Origin of the sequence: Streptomyces nodosus (assembly GCF_008704995.1) — a bacterium.
In the GTDB taxonomy this organism is placed as follows: domain Bacteria; phylum Actinomycetota; class Actinomycetes; order Streptomycetales; family Streptomycetaceae; genus Streptomyces; species Streptomyces nodosus.
This window is the reverse complement of record NZ_CP023747.1, coordinates 1,999,427-2,015,011: the sequence shown is the minus strand read 5'-3', so window position 1 is coordinate 2,015,011 and position 15,585 is coordinate 1,999,427. Positions and strand designations below refer to the sequence as shown.

Sequence of the window (15,585 nt, the reverse complement as noted above, 5' to 3'; positions counted from 1 at the left end):
GGTCCCTGGTCCGTACGGGGGAGGCGGAAGGACCAGAGACCCGGGCGGTCGCCCTACGGCACCACCACGATCTTGCGCCCCTCGCCCGCCGCGAACTGCTCCAGCGCCTCCGGGTACCGCTCCAGCGGGATCCGGTCGCTGATGAACACCTCGGGGTCGAGCACCCCGCCCGCGAACAGCTCCGCCGCGCGTTCGAAGCTGTGCAGGACGGCCATGGAGCCCGTGATGGTGATCTCCTGGTTGTAGATCCGGTACGGGTCGATCTCGACCCGGGTCGCATAGTCCGCCACGCCGAACTGGAGGAAGGTGCCCGCCTTCGACACCCGGCCGAGACCGTCCTGGATCGCGGCCGCGTTGCCCGTGGCGTCCACCACCACGTCCCAGCCCTGCGGCCGGTCCAGCTCGTCCGCGTTGGCCGCCGAGGCCGACACACCGAGCTGCCGCGCGGTCTTCAGACGGGCCGGGTTCACATCGACCACGTCCACGCTCGCCGCGCCGGTCCGCTTGGCCAGCTCCAGCATCATCAGGCCCATCGTGCCGGAGCCGTAGATCAGCACATGTGCGCCCAGCCGGGACTGCAGCACGTCGTAGCCGCGCACCGCGCAGGACAGCGGCTCGATCAGCGCCGCGTCCTGGGTGCGGATGTGCTCGGGGAGCTTCACACAGTTGGCCACCGGCGCCACCGCGTACTGCGCCGCGCCGCCGGCCGTCGTGACCCCGATCGCCGCCCAGCGCTCACAGAGGTTGTTGTGGCCGGCCCGGCAGTAACGGCATTCGAAGCAGTACAGGGAGGGGTCCACGGCCACCCGGTCGCCCACCGCCACCTCGGTGACCTGGGTGCCCACCCCGACCACCTCGCCCGCGAACTCGTGGCCCGGCACGATCGGCAGCTTGGGCGCGAACTCGCCCTGGAGGATGTGCAGATCCGTGCCGCACAGACCGCAGGCCGCGACCTCGACGACGACCTCGCGGGGCCCGGGCGTCGGGTCCGGGACCTCGGAGACGACGGCGCGTCCCACGGACTCGATGACGGCGGCCTTCATTTGACGGCTCCCAACGACAGGCCCTGGACCAGCTTGTCCTGGGCGGCGAACCCCGCGGCGAGCACCGGCAGGGAGATGACGAGCGACGCGGCGCACACCTTCGCCAGGAACAGGCCCTGGCTGGTGATGAAGCCGGTCAGGAAGACGGGGGCGGTCTCGGCGACCACACCCGTGAGCACCCGGGCGAAGAGCAGTTCGTTCCAGCTGAAGATGAAGCAGATCAGGGCGGTGGCGGCGATGCCCGGCAGGGCGATCGGGGCCACCACACGTGACAGGACCGTCGGCAGCCGGGCGCCGTCCAGCTGCGCCGCCTCGATCACCGCGACCGGGACCTCGGCGAGGAAGGACTGCATCATCCACACCGCGATGGGCAGGTTCATGGAGGTGTAGAGGATGACCAGGAGCCAGATGTTGTCGAGCATCCCGGCGTTCTTGGCGAACAGATAGATCGGCAGCAGGCCCGCCACCACCGGCAGCATCTTGGTGGACAGGAAGAAGAACAGCACATCCGTCCACTTCCGCACCGGGCGGATGGAGAGCGCGTACGCCGCCGGGAAGGCCAGCAGCAGCACGCACAGCGTGGACACCAGCGAGGCCACCGTGGAGTTGATCAGGGCGGGCCAGGGGCTCGCGCCGCCGCCCACGCCGAAGAAGTCACGGTAGCCGTCCAGGGTCAGGGCGGCCGCGAAGGACGGGGGGTTGGTGGCGGCGTCCGCCTCGGAGTGGAAGGACGTCAGGGCCATCCAGGCGATGGGCAGGAAGAACAGCAGTCCGACCAGCCAGGCCAGCAGGCCGAGGCCTGCTCCGCGGCGGCTGCGGCTGTGTGCGGCGACGGCGCTCATGCGCGGGACACCTCCTCGCGGAACAGGGACGACACGACGCGCAGGGCGAAGGTCGCGATGATGATCGAGCCGATGACGACCAGGACGCCGGCGGCCGAGGCGAGGCCGTTCTCATGCGCCTGGTAGAAGGTCTGGTAGACGGTGTAGGGGAGGTTCGCGGTGCCCAGTCCGCCCGAGGTGAGCGTGAAGACCGCGTCGAAGTTCTGCACGATGTAGATGGACCCCAGCAGGGCGCCGAGCTCCAGATAGCGGCGCAGATGGGGGAGCGTGAGATGGCGGAAGATCTGCCAGTCGCTCGCGCCGTCCACCCGGGCGGCCTCGATCTGCTCATGGTCCCGGCTCTGCAGGCCCGCCAGCAGGATCAGCATCATGAACGGCGTCCACTGCCAGACCAGCGCGGCCTCCACCGCGATCAGCGGGGTGTTGGAGATCCAGTCCGGCTGGGGCCCTCCCACATAGTGCAGCAGCCCGTTGAACAGCCCGTACTCGGGGTTGAAGAGCACATGCTTCCACAGCAGGGCGGCGGCGACCGGGACCACCAGGAAGGGGGCGATCAGCAGGGTGCGGACGATGCCCCGGCCGCGGAACTTGCGGTTCAGCAGCAGGGCGAGGGCAAGGCCCAGGACCAGGCTGGCCAGGACGACCGAGACCGTCAGCAGGATCGTGGTGCCCACCGACTGGCGCAGATCCGCATCGGTCAGCACCTCCCGGTAGTTGTCGACACCGGCGAAGTGACGGGCCTTGGGATAGAGGGCGTTCCAGTTGAAGAACGAGATCACCAGCGTGGCCACGAAGGGCAGCTGGGTCACGACGATCATGAAGATCAGGGCGGGCAGCAGCGGGGCCCTGGTGGCCCAGGCGCGGAGCTTGGCCGGGGGCCGGTGCCCGGTGCTCGGGGCGGGGGCGGCCACGGGGGCCGTGGTCATGGCGGTCATCGTCCCTCGTACTCCTCGGAGATCTGCTCGGCGAGCTTCTGGGACTTCTTCAGGGCCGACGCGACGGACTGGCGTCCGGCGACGGCCGCGCTGATCTCCTGGGAGACCTTGGTGCCGAGGTCGGTGAACTCGGGGATGCCGACGAACTGGATGCCGGGCGCGGGACGCGGCTGCACTCCCGGGTCGGTGGGCCGTGCGCCCTCGATGGCGGCGCGGGTCATCTCCTGGAAGGAGGCGGCCTCCTCGCGGTAGGCCGGGTTCTCATAGGTGGAGGCGCGCTTGCCGGCGGGGACGTTCGCCCAGCCGCTGGTGTCGCCGACGAGCTGCTCGTAGTCCTTGCCGGAGGCCCAGGAGACGAACTTCCAGGCCTTGTCCGCGTTCCGGGAGGCCTTCTGCATGCCCCAGGCCCAGGTGTAGAGCCAGCCGGCGGAGTCGGTCTTCTCGACCGGCGCCGGGGCGTAGCCGAGCTTGCCCTTGACCGGTGACTTGTCGGCCTCCAGCAGTCCGGCCGCGGAGGTGGCGTCGTACCACATGGCGACCTTGCCCTGGGTCATGTTGTTGAGGCACTCGGCGAACCCGGACTGAGCGGCGCCCGACTCGCCGTGCTTGCGGACGAGGTCCACATAGAAGGAGGTCGCCTTCTTGAACTCGGGGGAGTCCAGCCGTGCCTTCCAGTTCTTGTCGAACCAGGTGCCGCCGAAGGTGTTCACCACGGTGGTCAGCGGTGCCATGACCTCGCCCCAGCCGGGCAGGCCGCGCAGACAGATGCCGCGCATCCCGGGCTCCGCGCCGTCCACCTCGGCGGCGAGTTCGGCCACCTGCTGCCAGGTGGGATGCTCGGGCATAGTCAGGTGCTTCTCGGCGAACACGTCCTTGCGGTACATCAGGAAGGACGACTCGCCGTAGAAGGGCTGTCCGTAGAGCTTGCCGTCGTCCCCGGTCAGCGACTGGCGCATGGGCCGCAGGATGTCCTGCTGGTCGTAGCCCTTGTCGTCGGCGACATAGGTGTCCATCTCGTGCAGCCAGCCGTTGCGGGCGTAGATGGGTATCTCGTAGTTGCTGAGGGTGGCGACGTCGTACTGGCCCGCCTGGTTGGCGAAGTCCTGGCTGATCTTGTCGCGGACGTCGTTCTCCGGCAGCACGGTGAAGTTCACCTTGATGCCGGTCTCCTTGGTGAAGTGCGCGGCGGTGAGTTTCTGCAGCTCCACCATCTGCGGATTGTTGACCATCAGTACATTGATGGAATTTCCGCCGGAACCGGACCCGCCCGCCCCGACCCAGCAGCCGGAGAGAAGCGGGGCGAGCAGCGTCCCTGCGGCGGCCATGGCGAGCATGGCTCGCGGCCTCCGTCGGCTCTGGGTGCGCATGGATCGCTCCTGGACGTGAAAGGGGTAGGGGAAGATGAGGGGCGCTCTCGTGGTGCTGAGCGTCCCTCGGGGAGATGACGGGGGAGTGATGTGTTTCTCGGCTGTTCGCGGGTGGTGTCAGACGCGGACGACCTGCGGGCCGAGCAGTGAGTAGCGGTGCGCCTCGGCCGCCGGCAGCAGGCTGGTGGTGACGATCGCCTCCAGCGCGCCGATCTCCGCGAAGCGGCAGAAGCTCACCGCCCCGAACTTGGTGTGCACACCCGCGAAGACCGTGCGGCGGGCGGCGCGGATCGCCTGCGCCTTGACCTCGCTGACGGCCGGGTCGGGGGTGGTCAGCCCGTGTTCCCGGGAGATGCCGTTGGCGCCTATGTACGCCAGGTCGATCACGAATCCGGCCAGCATCTTCGTCGTCCAGTGGTCGACGGTGGCGAGGGTGCCGGCCCGCACCCGGCCGCCCAGCAGCAGGACGGTCGTGTTCTCGGCCTCCGCGAGCGCGCCGGCGGTGGCCAGGGACGCGGTGACCACGGTCAGCGGACGGTCCCGGGGCAGTGCCGCGGCGATGAGCTGGGGGGTGAACCCCTCGTCCACGAAGACGGTTTCGGCGTCCCCGAGCAGTTCGGCGGCGGCGGCCGCGATCCGGCGCTTCTCGGGCACCTGGCTGGTGGCGCGGAAGGCGAGGGTCGTCTCGAAACCGGCGCTCTCCACGGGATAGGCGCCGCCGTGGGTGCGGCGGACCAGCCCGTGGTCCTCCAGGGCGCGCAGATCCCGTCGTACGGTCTCCTTGGCCACGCCCAGTTCGGTGGCGAGCGCGGTGACGTCGACCGAGCCCGTACGGCGGGCGACCTGGACGATCTCGCGCTGACGTTCTTCCGCTGTCCTCGCCGTCATCGTCGCCTCCCGCCTTCCCGCAGGTCGTGCCCGTTCGGGCGCATTCTGGCCCGATGGGGCCCTTGCAGGAAGTTCTACCGCCGTGCATGCGGGGCTGACCAGGCTTGTTGCGTGCCCGAGTGTGCCCGATCCGGCCCGTATGGCTGAAAGAACCACCGTCGTGGACCTGCGATGGAGCGGCGCGGCGGGTGGGAGCGGGCGGTCCTGGTGCCCGAAACGCAGTGCGGGCGGGCCCGTTCGGTGCCCGCCCGCCCGTAGGGGGTGTCCGCTCGGTACCGCTCAGTAGGGCCAGATGGGCGGGTTGGTCACGAAGTGGCCGCCCAGGCGGGCGTGGTCGGGGTTGTCCGGGTCCAGTTCGCCCTGTTCGGCGATGAGCCGCTCCGCATAGGGCTCGGAGTCGTCCTGCGGCTCGTAGCCGAGCGCCCGGGCACTGGTGAGGTCCCACCACAGACGGGTGTTGGCGGACGAGCCGTGGACCACGGTGTGCCCCACATGCTCGGCGGTCAGGGCCGCGTGGAAGAGGCGGGCGCCGTCCCCGGGGCTCATCCAGACGGAGAGCATGCGGACGCTGGTCGGCTCGGGGAAGCAGGAGCCGATGCGCACGGAGACCGTCTCCAGGCCGTGCTTGTCCCAGTAGAGCTGGGCGAGGTCCTCGCCGAAGGACTTGGACAGGCCGTAGAAGGTGTCCGGGCGGCGCGGGGTGTCGATCGGGATCAGCGGCTCGTCGCCACGGGGGTGGGGGGTGAAGCCGACCGCGTGGTTGGAGGAGGCGAACACGATCCGGCGCACGCCCTCCTCGCGGGCCGCCTCGTACAGGTTGTAGGTGCCCTCGATGTTCGCCTTGAGGATCTTCTCGAAGGTGGACTCCACGGAGATGCCCGCGAGATGAATGATCGCGTCCACGCCCCGCACGGCCTCCCGCAGGGCCGCGCGGTCCGCGAGGTCCGCGACGACGGCGTCCGGCTCGTCCTCGATGGGCCGGAGGTCCAGGAGCCTCAGCTCATAGCCGTACTGCGGCAGAAGTCCGCGCATCAGGGTGCCGAGTCCGCCGGCGGCGCCGGTGAGCAGAACGGTGTGGGGAGCGGGCATCCTCGGAACTCCTTGAGCAATGGTCGCATTCTTATACAGCATTCACATGCATGGACACGCTAGGGAGTCTCGGGCTGACCCGTCAAGAGGGGCACGACGGCAGGAAATCCGCCCCGGTGGTACCGGTTTGCGCGCTTGACCTGCCTTGTGGCGGGGTCTTAGCGTAAGCGCGTTCAGAAATATAGACGCGGATCACAAACATGCACCACTGTGAGATCGGTCCGCACCGGAGCGCCTGTCTCAAGGGAGAGCCCGTGACGCCAGCCCCTCTTGCCGCTCGACTCAGTATCCCCAGCGGGCCGCTGTTCTTCCCCGTGACCGCCTACGGACCGGACGGCACCGTCGCCCTCGACACCTATCGCGCGCATGTGCGCGAGGGCGTGGAGGCGGGCGCCGCCGGCGTCTTCGCCTGCTGCGGCACGGGAGAGTTCCACGCCCTCACCCCCGAGGAGTACGAGTCCTGTGTGCGCACCGCCGTCGAGGCGGCGGACGGACGGGTACCGGTCGTCGCGGGCGTGGGATACGGGACCGCGCTCGCCGTCCGCTACGCCGGGATCGCCGAGGCGGCCGGCGCGGACGGGCTGCTCGCCATGCCGCCCTATCTGGTGGTCGCCGGGCAGCCGGGACTGCTGCGCCACTACCGGGAACTGGCCGCGGCGACCTCGCTGCCGGTCATCGTCTACCAGCGCGACAACGCCGTGTTCACTCCGGAGACCGTCGTCGGGCTGGCCCGCACCGACGGCATCATCGGCTTCAAGGACGGCCTCGGCGACCTGGACCTGATGCAGCGCGTGGTGAGCGCCGTACGCACCGAGGTCCCGGACGGCTTCCTCTACTTCAACGGTCTGCCGACCGCCGAGCAGACCCAGCTCGCCTACCGGGGCATCGGCATCACGCTGTACTCCTCCGCCGTCTTCTGCTTCGTCCCCGAGATCGCCCTCGCCTTCCACCGGGCGCTGGCCTCCGGTGACGAGCGCACCGTCCGCCGGCTCCTCGACGGCTTCTACCGCCCGTTCGTCGAACTGCGCGCCCGGGGCCGAGGCTATGCCGTCTCCCTGGTCAAGGCCGGTGTACGGCTGCGGGGTCCGGACGTCGGCGGGGTGCGGCCGCCGCTGCACGAACCGTCCGAGGACGATGTCGCACGGCTCGCCGAGCTGATCGACCACGGTCTCGGACTGCTGGGGGAGGACCGGTGAAGACATCCGCCTTCCTCTACCCCTGGGACGTCAACGGGGACCCCGAGGCGGCGCACCGCACCGCCGCCCTGGGTGTCGGCCAGGTGACCCTCGCCTCCGCGTACCACTCCACCCGCGCGCTGACCCCCCGCCACCCCCGGCACCGCATCGTGACCGCCCGTCACGCCGCCGTGCTCTATCCGGCGGACGCGCGCTGGGAGGGCCGGGAGCTGCGCCCCTGGGCGGCCGGGGACTGGGCCCCGGGCGACGCCTACGGCGAGGCCGCCGAGGCGCTCTCCGCGGCCGGGCTCGAGGTGCACACCTGGGTGGTGCTGGCGCACAACTCCCGCCTCGGGGAAGAACATCCCGACACCTCGGTGGTCAACGCCTACGGCGACCGCTATCCGTGGGCGCCCTGTATCGCCCAGCCCGCCACCCGGGCGTATCTCGTCGCCCTCGCGGCCGAGGCGGCCGTACGCCCGGGGGCGCGCGGCACCGAACTGGAGTCGCTCGGCTGGTACGGCCTGGCCCATCTGCACGCCCACGACAAGACCGCCGGAGTGGGGCTCGGGGACGCCGGGCAGTACCTGATGTCGCTGTGCTTCTGCGGGAGCTGCCGCACGGGCTACGAGGAGCAGGGCCTGGACGCCGGGGAACTGGCCGCGACGGTACGGGCCGCGCTGGAGCCGGTGTGGCGCGGGGCACCGTCCGACGGGGGCTGGACGGGGGTCGAGAAGCTGCTGGGCGAGGCACGGGCGGCCGCCACCCGCGCCTGGCGCGACGAGCGGGCCCGCACCCTCCAGGAGGCCGCGGTGACGGCGGTCCGCGCCGCCGCCCCCGACGGCTTCCAGGTGCTGCTGCACGCCGACCCGGTGTCGTACCACTGCGGGGCCAACGCGGGCGTCGACCCCGCGCACATCCTGTCCGTCGCGGACGGGGTCGTGGTGCCCTGCACCGGAGGCGCGGACCGGCTCGCACCGTTCGCACGCGAGCACCGGGAGGGCGCGGTGCTCGCGGCCAACTTCACCGTGGTCTCCGGGATGGGCGGCAGCCCGGGGACGCTGGAGCGGGACGCGCGCGCGGCAGCCGACCTGGGCGCCGGCGAACTGCGGCTGTATCACGCCGGGTTGGCGTCCGACGGCGACCTGGACGCGGTGCGCGCGGCCCTCGCCGCACTCTGAAACAGGGGCACCGCCGGCACCAGCAGCGCCAGGCCCAGCCCCACCAGCAGCAGCCGCCGGTCGACCAGCTCGACCAGCGCCGCCCCGACGGCCAGCCCCAGCGCGTTCGGCGCGAACAACAGGGTGTGGGCCGTCGCGGTGGCGCGCCCCAGCAGCTCACCCGGCATCTCGCGCTGCACCGTGGTGAGCGCGGCGATCAGCACACAGGGCAGCCCCGCCCCGATCGCCGCGCTGCACACCAGGGCCACCGGATCGGACGGGACCGCCCGCACGGCCACCGCCACCGCGGTGAGGGCGATCCCGCACCCTGCGAAGCGGCGCGCGCCCAGCAGCCGCAGCGCCGGGCCGGAGAGCAGCCCGACCGCCACCGAGCCGACGCCCTGGACGGCGTACAGCACACCGGTGTAGGCGGGAGAGCGCCCCAGCCCTTCCACCACGGCGTAGATCAGCGCCCCGTTGAGGCCCGCGCCCAGCATGGTGGCGCCGCCGGCCAGCACCAGGGGGCGCAGCCGTGGATGCGTCCACAGCCGGCGGGCACCCTCGGCGGTCTCCCGGCGCCAGTCGCCCCGGGGCCGGCCCGGCCGCTCCTCGCGCACCCGCAGCAGGGCGTACAGGCCGGTGGCGAGCATGAAGGTGACCGCGTCCAGCAGGGCGACGCCGGTGCCGCCGTACGCCGCGTAGATTCCGGCTCCCGCCAGCGGGGCCACCAGCTTCATGCCCTCGGTCGCCGTCATGCGCAGCCCGTTGAAGTCGCCGAGCAACGGCCCGTCGACCGCGGCGGCCACCAGCGCCGACTCCGCCGCGTCATGGACCACCCCCGCCGCGCCGTACAGAAAAAGAACCGCGTACAGCAGCCACAGCCGGCCCGGGGAGTCCACGGCGAACAGGGTGAGCAGCAGGGCGGCCAGGGCCAGGTTCGTGCGGATCAGCAGCGGTTTGCGGCGGGTGCGGTCGGCGAGCGTGCCCAGCAGCGGCCCGGCCAGGGTCGGCGCCCACAGGGCCAGCATGCACAGCGCCGCCAGGCCGTTCGAGCCGGTCAGGTCCTTGACCCACACCCCGGAGGCCAGCCACAGCGCCGAGGTGCCGAAGCCGGAGACCACCACCCCGCCCAGATAGAGGCCCGCGTTCCGGTCGCGCAGGACACGCAGCCCGGTCCATGTCGTCGTCATGTTCCGTCAGCGTGGTCCTAAGGACACCGGTGACGGATCGGGAAGGTGCCTTAGAAACGCCGCCCCGACGGCCCACCGGTCTACGCCGTCCCCGCTGTCGGTCCTCGCAGAGTTGCGAAGGCACACGGAAGCCGGTGCTTCCCGGGGCGGTCCGGATCGCGTGCCCGGACAGGGTCGGCGGCCGGGGTGCCGCTCCGTCTCGGTGAGGGTGACGGCCCGGGGGGAAGGCGTACGGACCCTGAGGGGGTCATGAGCACCCCGAGGGGGGCGGCCCCGCGCCACGCTCGCCGAACCCGCCGTCGCCGCCGAGGTGTTCCCGTCCGCTTCGGACACCCGCCCGCGTTGCCGTCGCGAACGACTCCTGGATTCCTGCGGGCACGGGCGCGTAGCACGAAGACCCCGCCGGGACCAGCCCGAACGGCCCCTTGAACTTCTCCTGCGAGAAGCATTGACGAAAGACAGGGGCGCACCTACCTTCATCGCGTCGTACTTCGTACGTCATATATGAGACGCGATACGCGAGATCAGTTACGCGATACCCGAGAGGCGCGCATGACCTCTGTGCCCACGCCGATCCCCTCCCGCACGCAGTTCGTGCTGGAAGGGATCAAACACCGCATCCTCACCGGGCAGCTGACGCCCGGTCAGGCCCTGGTCGAGACCAAGCTCGCGGCACAGTTCGGGGTGTCCAAGACCCCGGTGCGCGAGGCGCTCAAGACCCTGGCCGGCACCGGTCTTGTGGTGATGAGCCAGTACAAGGGCGTCACGGTGCGCATGGTGGACGCGGACATGGCGCGCGAGGTCTACGACGTCCGGCTGCTCCTCGAACCGGAGGCGCTGCGGCGCGCGGTGCGGCGCGGGGCCTCCCTGGACGCCGCCCGCGACGCGCTGAGCCGGGCGGACACCGCCACGGACACCGCCGAACGCTCCCTGTCCAACCGGGAGTTCCACCGCGCCCTGTATCTGCCGTGCGGCAACCCGCTGCTCGGCCGGATGCTCGACGAGGTCCGCGACCAGGCCGCCCTCGTCTCCGCCGTCGCCTGGTCCGCCGATCCCTCCTGGGAGCGGGAGGCCGGCGAGCACCGGGAGATTCTGCGGCTCGCCCTGGAGGGCGACGCCGACGGCGCGGCGCGCGCCCTGCACGCACATATCGCCTCGTTCGTCCGTCGGGCGTTCCCCCAGGCGCAGGAAGAGGAAGGTCAGTCATGAGCAGCGTGGCGTTCGAGACCCAGCGGACGGCCCTGGCCGACGTGGTGGCGATCCCGGTGACCCCGTTCGCCGAGGACGGCACCGTCGACCCGGACGTCTACCGGGCACTGCTGCGGCGGCTGCTCGACGGCGGGGTCAGGACCCTCACACCGAACGGCAACACCGGCGAGTTCTACGCCCTCACCCCCGAGGAGCGCCGCCTGGTCGCGGAGCTGACCGTCGAGGAGGTGGGCGACCGGGCCGCGATCCTGGTCGGCGTCGGACACGATGTGCCCACCGCCGTCGCCTCCGCCCGGCACGCCCGCGATCTGGGCGCCCAGATGGTGATGGTCCATCAGCCGGTGCACCCCTATGTCTCGGCCGCCGGCTGGGTCGACTACCACCGGGCCATCGCCGAGGCCGTGCCCGAGCTGGGCGTGGTCCCCTACATCCGCAACGCCCAGCTGCCCGGCGCCCGGCTCGCCGAACTCGCCGACCGCTGCCCGAACGTCATCGGGGTGAAGTACGCCGTGCCGGACGCCGCCCGGTTCGCCGCCTTCGCGCGGGACGCCGGCCTCGACCGCTTCGTCTGGGTGGCGGGACTGGCCGAGCCCTACGCCCCCTCGTACTTCTCGGCGGGCGCCACCGGTTTCACCTCGGGGCTCGTCAATGTCGCCCCCGCGGTGTCGCTCGACATGATCGAGGCGCTCCGCTCCGGGGACTATCCGGCGGCCATGAAGGTCTGGGAGCAGATCCGCCGCTTCGAGGAGCTGCGCGCGGCGAACGGCTCCGCGAACAATGTGACCGTGGTCAAGGAGGCCCTCGCCTCGCTCGGCCTGTGCCGCCGGGACGTGCGCCCGCCGAGCAAGCCGCTGGCCGAGGAGGAGCGCGCCGAGGTGGCCGCCATCGCCTCCGGATGGTCGATATGAAAAGACCCGAAGAGCTGAGAAGCCATCAGTGGTACGGCACCGACGGACTGCGCTCCTTCAGCCACCGGGCCCGCACCCGCCAGCTCGGCTACCTCCCCGAGGAACACCTCGGCAAGCCCGTCATCGCCGTCCTCAACACCTGGTCGGACATCAACCCCTGCCATGTCCATCTGAGGGACCGCGCCCAGGCCGTGAAGCGGGGCGTGTGGCAGGCGGGGGGTTTCCCGCTGGAGTTCCCGGTCTCCACGCTCAGCGAGACCTTCCAGAAGCCGACCCCGATGCTCTACCGCAATCTGCTCGCGATGGAGACCGAGGAGCTGCTGCGCTCGTACCCGGTGGACGGGGCGGTGCTGATGGGCGGCTGCGACAAGTCCACTCCGGCGCTGCTGATGGGGGCCGCCTCGGTCGACCTGCCCACCGTCTTCGTGCCCGCGGGGCCCATGCTGCCGGGCCACTGGCGCAACGAGGTGCTGGGTTCCGGCACCGACATGTGGAAGTACTGGGACGACAAGCGGGCCGGCCTCATCGGCGACTGCGAGATGACGGAGCTGGAGAGCGGGCTCGCCCGGTCCCCGGGGCACTGCATGACGATGGGCACGGCCTCCACCCTCACCGCGGCGGCCGAGGCCCTCGGCGTCACCGTGCCCGGCGCCTCCAGCATCCCCGCCGTGGACTCCGGACACGACCGGATGGCCGCCGCCTCCGGCCTCCGGATCGTCGAACTCGTCCACCAGGACCGCAGGCTGAGCGACATCCTCACCCGCGAGGCCTTCGAGGACGCGGTGCTCACGGTCCTCGGCCTCGGCGGCTCCACCAACGCCGTGATCCATCTGATCGCCATGGCGGGGCGCGCCGGGGTCCGGCTCACCCTCGACGACTTCGACCGCATCGCCCGCACGGTCCCGGTGCTCGCCGATGTCCGGCCCGGCGGGGAGCGGTACCTCATGGAGGACTTCCACTTCGCGGGCGGACTGCCCGGGTTCCTGTCCCGGATCCCGGATCTGCTGCACCTGGACCGGCCCACGGTCGCGCACGACACGCTGCGCGAGCAGATCGCGGGCGCCCAGGTGTACGACGACGACGTGATCCGGCCCCGGGACAACCCGGTGGCGAAGGAAGGGGGAGTGGCCGTGCTGCGCGGCAACCTCTGCCCGGACGGCGCCGTCATCAAGCACATCGCCGCCGAGCCTCAGCTGCTCAGGCACACCGGGCCGGCGGTCGTCTTCGACGACTACCGCACCATGCAGCGGACCATCAACGACCCCGGCCTGGGCATCACCGCGGACAGCGTGCTGGTGCTGCGCAACGCCGGACCCAAGGGCGGACCGGGCATGCCCGAGTACGGGATGCTGCCCATCCCCGACCATCTGCTGAAGCAGGGTGTGCGGGACATGGTGCGGATCTCCGACGCCCGGATGAGCGGCACCAGTTACGGCGCCTGTGTGCTGCATGTGGCACCGGAGTCGTATGTCGGCGGACCGCTGGCGCTGGTGCGGACCGGTGACCGCATCACCCTGGACGTCGAGGCGCGCACCCTGCGGCTCGAGGTGGACGACGAGGAACTGGAGCGTCGCCGGGCGCGGTGGACGCCGCCGCCCGAGCGGTACGAACGCGGCTACGGCGCGCTCTACAACGAACAGATCACCCAGGCGGACACCGGCTGCGACTTCGCGTTCCTGGCCCGTCCGGGGCAGGTGCCGGACCCCTACGCGGGGTGAGCCGAGGACCTGCCGGCGGCCTCCCCTGACGGCCGGCCACCCCGACGGAATCGGAGGACCGCTTGAACCAGGGACATCGAGCAAGCGCTTGCTATCCGATTCCCGACCAGCAGCCCCGCACCGCACACGCCCCACCGAGACACCCAGCACGCCTTCACGGCACCCGCAAGATCGGAGAACAGTCATGGCCCAAGCCGCAGCCGTGGCGAAACCGCCCGCGCCACCCCGGCGGCGCCGTGTCTCCGCGACGCCGCGCAGACTCCCGTACCTGCTGATCGCGCCGGCGGCCCTGCTGATGCTGGGCTTCATCGCCTACCCGGTCATCAGCGTCTTCTACTACAGCCTGCAGAACTACAACCCCACCAAGCCGTGGCGGAACGGCTTCGCGGGCTTCGACAACTTCGTCCAGATCTTCACCAAGGACCCGCAGTTCTGGGACACGCTGATCTTCAGCGCCAAGTGGGTCGTCGTCGAGGTCGGGCTCCAGCTGCTGTTCGGTCTCGCCCTGGCGCTGATCGTCAACCAGACGTTCGTCGGGCGGGGACTGGGCCGTGCGCTGGTCTTCTCCCCCTGGGCCGTCTCCGGCGTGCTGACCTCCGTGATCTGGGTGCTGCTCTTCAACTCCCAGACCGGTATCAGCCGGTACCTCGCCGACCTGGGCATCGGCGCCTACGGCACCAGCTGGCTGTCGGACACCTCGACCGTGTTCCCCGCCGCGGTCGTCGCCGATCTGTGGCGCGGGGTCCCCTTCTTCGCGATCCTGATCCTCGCCGACCTCCAGTCCGTCTCCAAGGACCTCTACGAGGCCGCCGAGGTCGACGGAGCCAGCCGGCTGAAGCAGTTCTGGCACATCACCCTGCCGCATCTGAAGGACGCCATCGTGCTGTCCACGCTGCTGCGCGCGGTGTGGGAGTTCAACAACGTCGACCTGCTCTACACCCTCACCGGCGGCGGCCCGGCCGGCGAGACCACCACGCTTCCGCTCTACATCGCCAACACCAGCGTCGACGCCCATAACTTCGGCTATGCCTCGGCGCTGACCACCGTCGCGTTCGTGATCCTGCTCTTCTGCTCGATCGTCTATCTGCGACTGAGCAAGTTCGGAGGCGATGACAAGTGATCACCAAGGAGATCACCGGGACCGCGCCCGCGCCGGAGCGCGTCGCACCCGCCCCCGGACCCCGGCCGCGCACCGCCCGCCGCGCCTGGGACGAGGTCCCGCGCTGGCAGATCTATCTGCCGCTGTCGGTCTATCTGCTCTTCACCCTCGTCCCCTTCTACTGGATCCTGCTCTTCTCCCTGCGCCCGGCGGGCTCGACCTCGCTGGTGCCCTGGCCGATCACCTTCGAGCACTTCGAGAAGGTGTGGACCGAGCGCAGCTTCGGCATCTACTTCACCAACAGCGTGCTGGTCGGCGTCGCGACCCTGGTGATGACGACGCTGGTCGCGCTGGCCGGCGGCTACGCCCTGGCCCGCTTCGACTTCAAGGTCAAGCGCGGCTTCATGCTGGCCCTGCTGTGCTCGCAGTTCGTGCCGGGCGCGCTGCTGCTGGTCCCGCTCTTCCAGATCTTCGCCAATCTGCGGATGATCAACTCGCTGGGCAGCGTCATCATCGCCGAGACCGTCTTCCAGCTGCCGCTGTCGATGATCCTGATCAGCGGCTTCATCAAGAATGTGCCGTACTCCCTGGAGGAGGCCGCCTGGGTCGACGGCTGCAACCGCTTCTCCGCCTTCCGGATCGTGGTGCTGCCGCTGCTGCGGCCCGGGCTGATCGCCGTCGGCTCGTTCGCCTTCGTGCACGCCTGGAACCACTTCCTGTTCGCTCTGATGTTCCTGTCCGACCAGAGCAAGCAGACCATCCCGGTCGGTCTGAACACCCTGATGAGCGCGGACAGCGTCGACCTGGGGGCCCTGGCCGCGGGCGGCATCGTCGCCGCCGTGCCCGTGGTGATCGTGTTCGCCTTCATCCAGAAGTGGCTGATCACGGGCTTCAGCGCGGGGGCGGTGAAGGGATGAGCACCCATCGGCCGAGCGGCCCGCTCACGGTGCACGGCCTCTCCG

The 15,585-nt window shown here is 70.7% G+C and carries 14 protein-coding genes; 7 read left to right on the top strand and 7 right to left on the bottom strand.

The genetic code is table 11. From position 1 onward, the window contains the following. Positions 1-53: 53 nt before the first annotated feature. The 6 genes from CP978_RS09195 to CP978_RS09170 all read right to left on the bottom strand — a co-directional run bounded on the left by CP978_RS09195 (position 54) and on the right by CP978_RS09170 (position 6,164). Positions 54-1,043: a zinc-dependent alcohol dehydrogenase family protein gene (locus CP978_RS09195; protein ID WP_043439272.1), complete on the bottom strand. Its 990-nt coding sequence runs from the start codon at positions 1,041-1,043 to the stop codon at positions 54-56. Continuing rightward, on the bottom strand, positions 1,040-1,885 hold the full coding sequence (locus tag CP978_RS09190) for a carbohydrate ABC transporter permease (RefSeq protein ID WP_043439270.1): 846 nt from the start codon (positions 1,883-1,885) through the stop codon (positions 1,040-1,042). The genes CP978_RS09195 and CP978_RS09190 overlap by 4 nt, the downstream gene beginning before the upstream one ends. Further along, complete coding sequence (locus tag CP978_RS09185; RefSeq protein ID WP_043439268.1) at positions 1,882-2,820, bottom strand: carbohydrate ABC transporter permease; 939 nt, start codon at positions 2,818-2,820, stop codon at positions 1,882-1,884. Before CP978_RS09185 ends, CP978_RS09190 begins: the two co-directional genes overlap by 4 nt. Further along, positions 2,817-4,187 (bottom strand): ABC transporter substrate-binding protein, encoded by a 1,371-nt coding sequence (locus tag CP978_RS09180; protein ID WP_043439267.1) that lies wholly within the window; start codon positions 4,185-4,187, stop codon positions 2,817-2,819. Before CP978_RS09180 ends, CP978_RS09185 begins: the two co-directional genes overlap by 4 nt. Before the next feature lie 117 nt (positions 4,188-4,304). Further along, the gene (locus CP978_RS09175) at positions 4,305-5,075 is read right to left on the bottom strand and encodes a DeoR/GlpR family DNA-binding transcription regulator (RefSeq protein WP_043439265.1); all 771 of its coding nucleotides are present in this window, start codon (positions 5,073-5,075) and stop codon (positions 4,305-4,307) included. Positions 5,076-5,354: 279 nt separating this feature from the next. After that, positions 5,355-6,164, bottom strand: a complete 810-nt coding sequence (locus tag CP978_RS09170; protein ID WP_043439263.1) for an NAD-dependent epimerase/dehydratase family protein — start codon at positions 6,162-6,164, stop codon at positions 5,355-5,357. Between the two features lie 254 nt (positions 6,165-6,418). Here CP978_RS09170 and CP978_RS09165 point away from each other — a divergent pair, with 254 nt between their 5' ends. Continuing rightward, a complete protein-coding gene (locus CP978_RS09165) occupies positions 6,419-7,360 on the top strand; it encodes a 5-dehydro-4-deoxyglucarate dehydratase (protein ID WP_043448311.1) in 942 nt (313 codons plus the stop codon). Then, positions 7,357-8,520: a hypothetical protein gene (locus CP978_RS09160; RefSeq protein WP_150478174.1), complete on the top strand. Its 1,164-nt coding sequence runs from the start codon at positions 7,357-7,359 to the stop codon at positions 8,518-8,520. Before CP978_RS09165 ends, CP978_RS09160 begins: the two co-directional genes overlap by 4 nt. Here CP978_RS09160 and CP978_RS09155 read toward each other — a convergent pair. Then, positions 8,457-9,689: an MFS transporter gene (locus CP978_RS09155; RefSeq protein WP_043439260.1), complete on the bottom strand. Its 1,233-nt coding sequence runs from the start codon at positions 9,687-9,689 to the stop codon at positions 8,457-8,459. The genes CP978_RS09160 and CP978_RS09155 overlap by 64 nt on opposite strands. A 552-nt stretch (positions 9,690-10,241) precedes the next feature. On the opposite strand from CP978_RS09155, the gene CP978_RS09150 reads away from it, so the two are divergent. From CP978_RS09150 to CP978_RS09130, 5 genes are all read left to right on the top strand, one after another. Then, a complete protein-coding gene (locus CP978_RS09150) occupies positions 10,242-10,898 on the top strand; it encodes a GntR family transcriptional regulator (protein WP_043439257.1) in 657 nt (218 codons plus the stop codon). Then, positions 10,895-11,806, top strand: coding sequence for a dihydrodipicolinate synthase family protein (locus tag CP978_RS09145; protein WP_043439255.1), 912 nt, complete (start codon positions 10,895-10,897; stop codon positions 11,804-11,806). The genes CP978_RS09150 and CP978_RS09145 overlap by 4 nt, the downstream gene beginning before the upstream one ends. After that, on the top strand, positions 11,794-13,524 hold the full coding sequence (araD, locus tag CP978_RS09140; protein WP_150478173.1) for an L-arabinonate dehydratase: 1,731 nt from the start codon (positions 11,794-11,796) through the stop codon (positions 13,522-13,524). The genes CP978_RS09145 and araD overlap by 13 nt, the downstream gene beginning before the upstream one ends. Positions 13,525-13,708: 184 nt before the next feature. Continuing rightward, positions 13,709-14,644 carry a carbohydrate ABC transporter permease gene (locus CP978_RS09135; RefSeq protein WP_043439251.1) on the top strand — a complete coding sequence of 312 codons (936 nt, stop codon included), beginning with the start codon at positions 13,709-13,711 and terminating at the stop codon, positions 14,642-14,644. After that, positions 14,641-15,540, top strand: coding sequence for a carbohydrate ABC transporter permease (locus tag CP978_RS09130; protein ID WP_043439249.1), 900 nt, complete (start codon positions 14,641-14,643; stop codon positions 15,538-15,540). Before CP978_RS09135 ends, CP978_RS09130 begins: the two co-directional genes overlap by 4 nt. Positions 15,541-15,585: the final 45 nt, after the last annotated feature.

Coding starts and splice junctions, on each gene's coding strand:
- CP978_RS09195 (WP_043439272.1), bottom strand. CDS start 1,043: ATGAAGGCCGCCGTCATCGAGTCCGTGGGACGCGCCGTCGTCTCCGAG.
- CP978_RS09190 (WP_043439270.1), bottom strand. CDS start 1,885: ATGAGCGCCGTCGCCGCACACAGCCGCAGCCGCCGCGGAGCAGGCCTC.
- CP978_RS09185 (WP_043439268.1), bottom strand. CDS start 2,820: ATGACCGCCATGACCACGGCCCCCGTGGCCGCCCCCGCCCCGAGCACC.
- CP978_RS09180 (WP_043439267.1), bottom strand. CDS start 4,187: ATGCGCACCCAGAGCCGACGGAGGCCGCGAGCCATGCTCGCCATGGCC.
- CP978_RS09175 (WP_043439265.1), bottom strand. CDS start 5,075: ATGACGGCGAGGACAGCGGAAGAACGTCAGCGCGAGATCGTCCAGGTC.
- CP978_RS09170 (WP_043439263.1), bottom strand. CDS start 6,164: ATGCCCGCTCCCCACACCGTTCTGCTCACCGGCGCCGCCGGCGGACTC.
- CP978_RS09155 (WP_043439260.1), bottom strand. CDS start 9,689: ATGACGACGACATGGACCGGGCTGCGTGTCCTGCGCGACCGGAACGCG.
- CP978_RS09150 (WP_043439257.1), top strand. CDS start 10,242: ATGACCTCTGTGCCCACGCCGATCCCCTCCCGCACGCAGTTCGTGCTG.
- CP978_RS09145 (WP_043439255.1), top strand. CDS start 10,895: ATGAGCAGCGTGGCGTTCGAGACCCAGCGGACGGCCCTGGCCGACGTG.
- araD (WP_150478173.1), top strand. CDS start 11,794: ATGGTCGATATGAAAAGACCCGAAGAGCTGAGAAGCCATCAGTGGTAC.
- CP978_RS09135 (WP_043439251.1), top strand. CDS start 13,709: ATGGCCCAAGCCGCAGCCGTGGCGAAACCGCCCGCGCCACCCCGGCGG.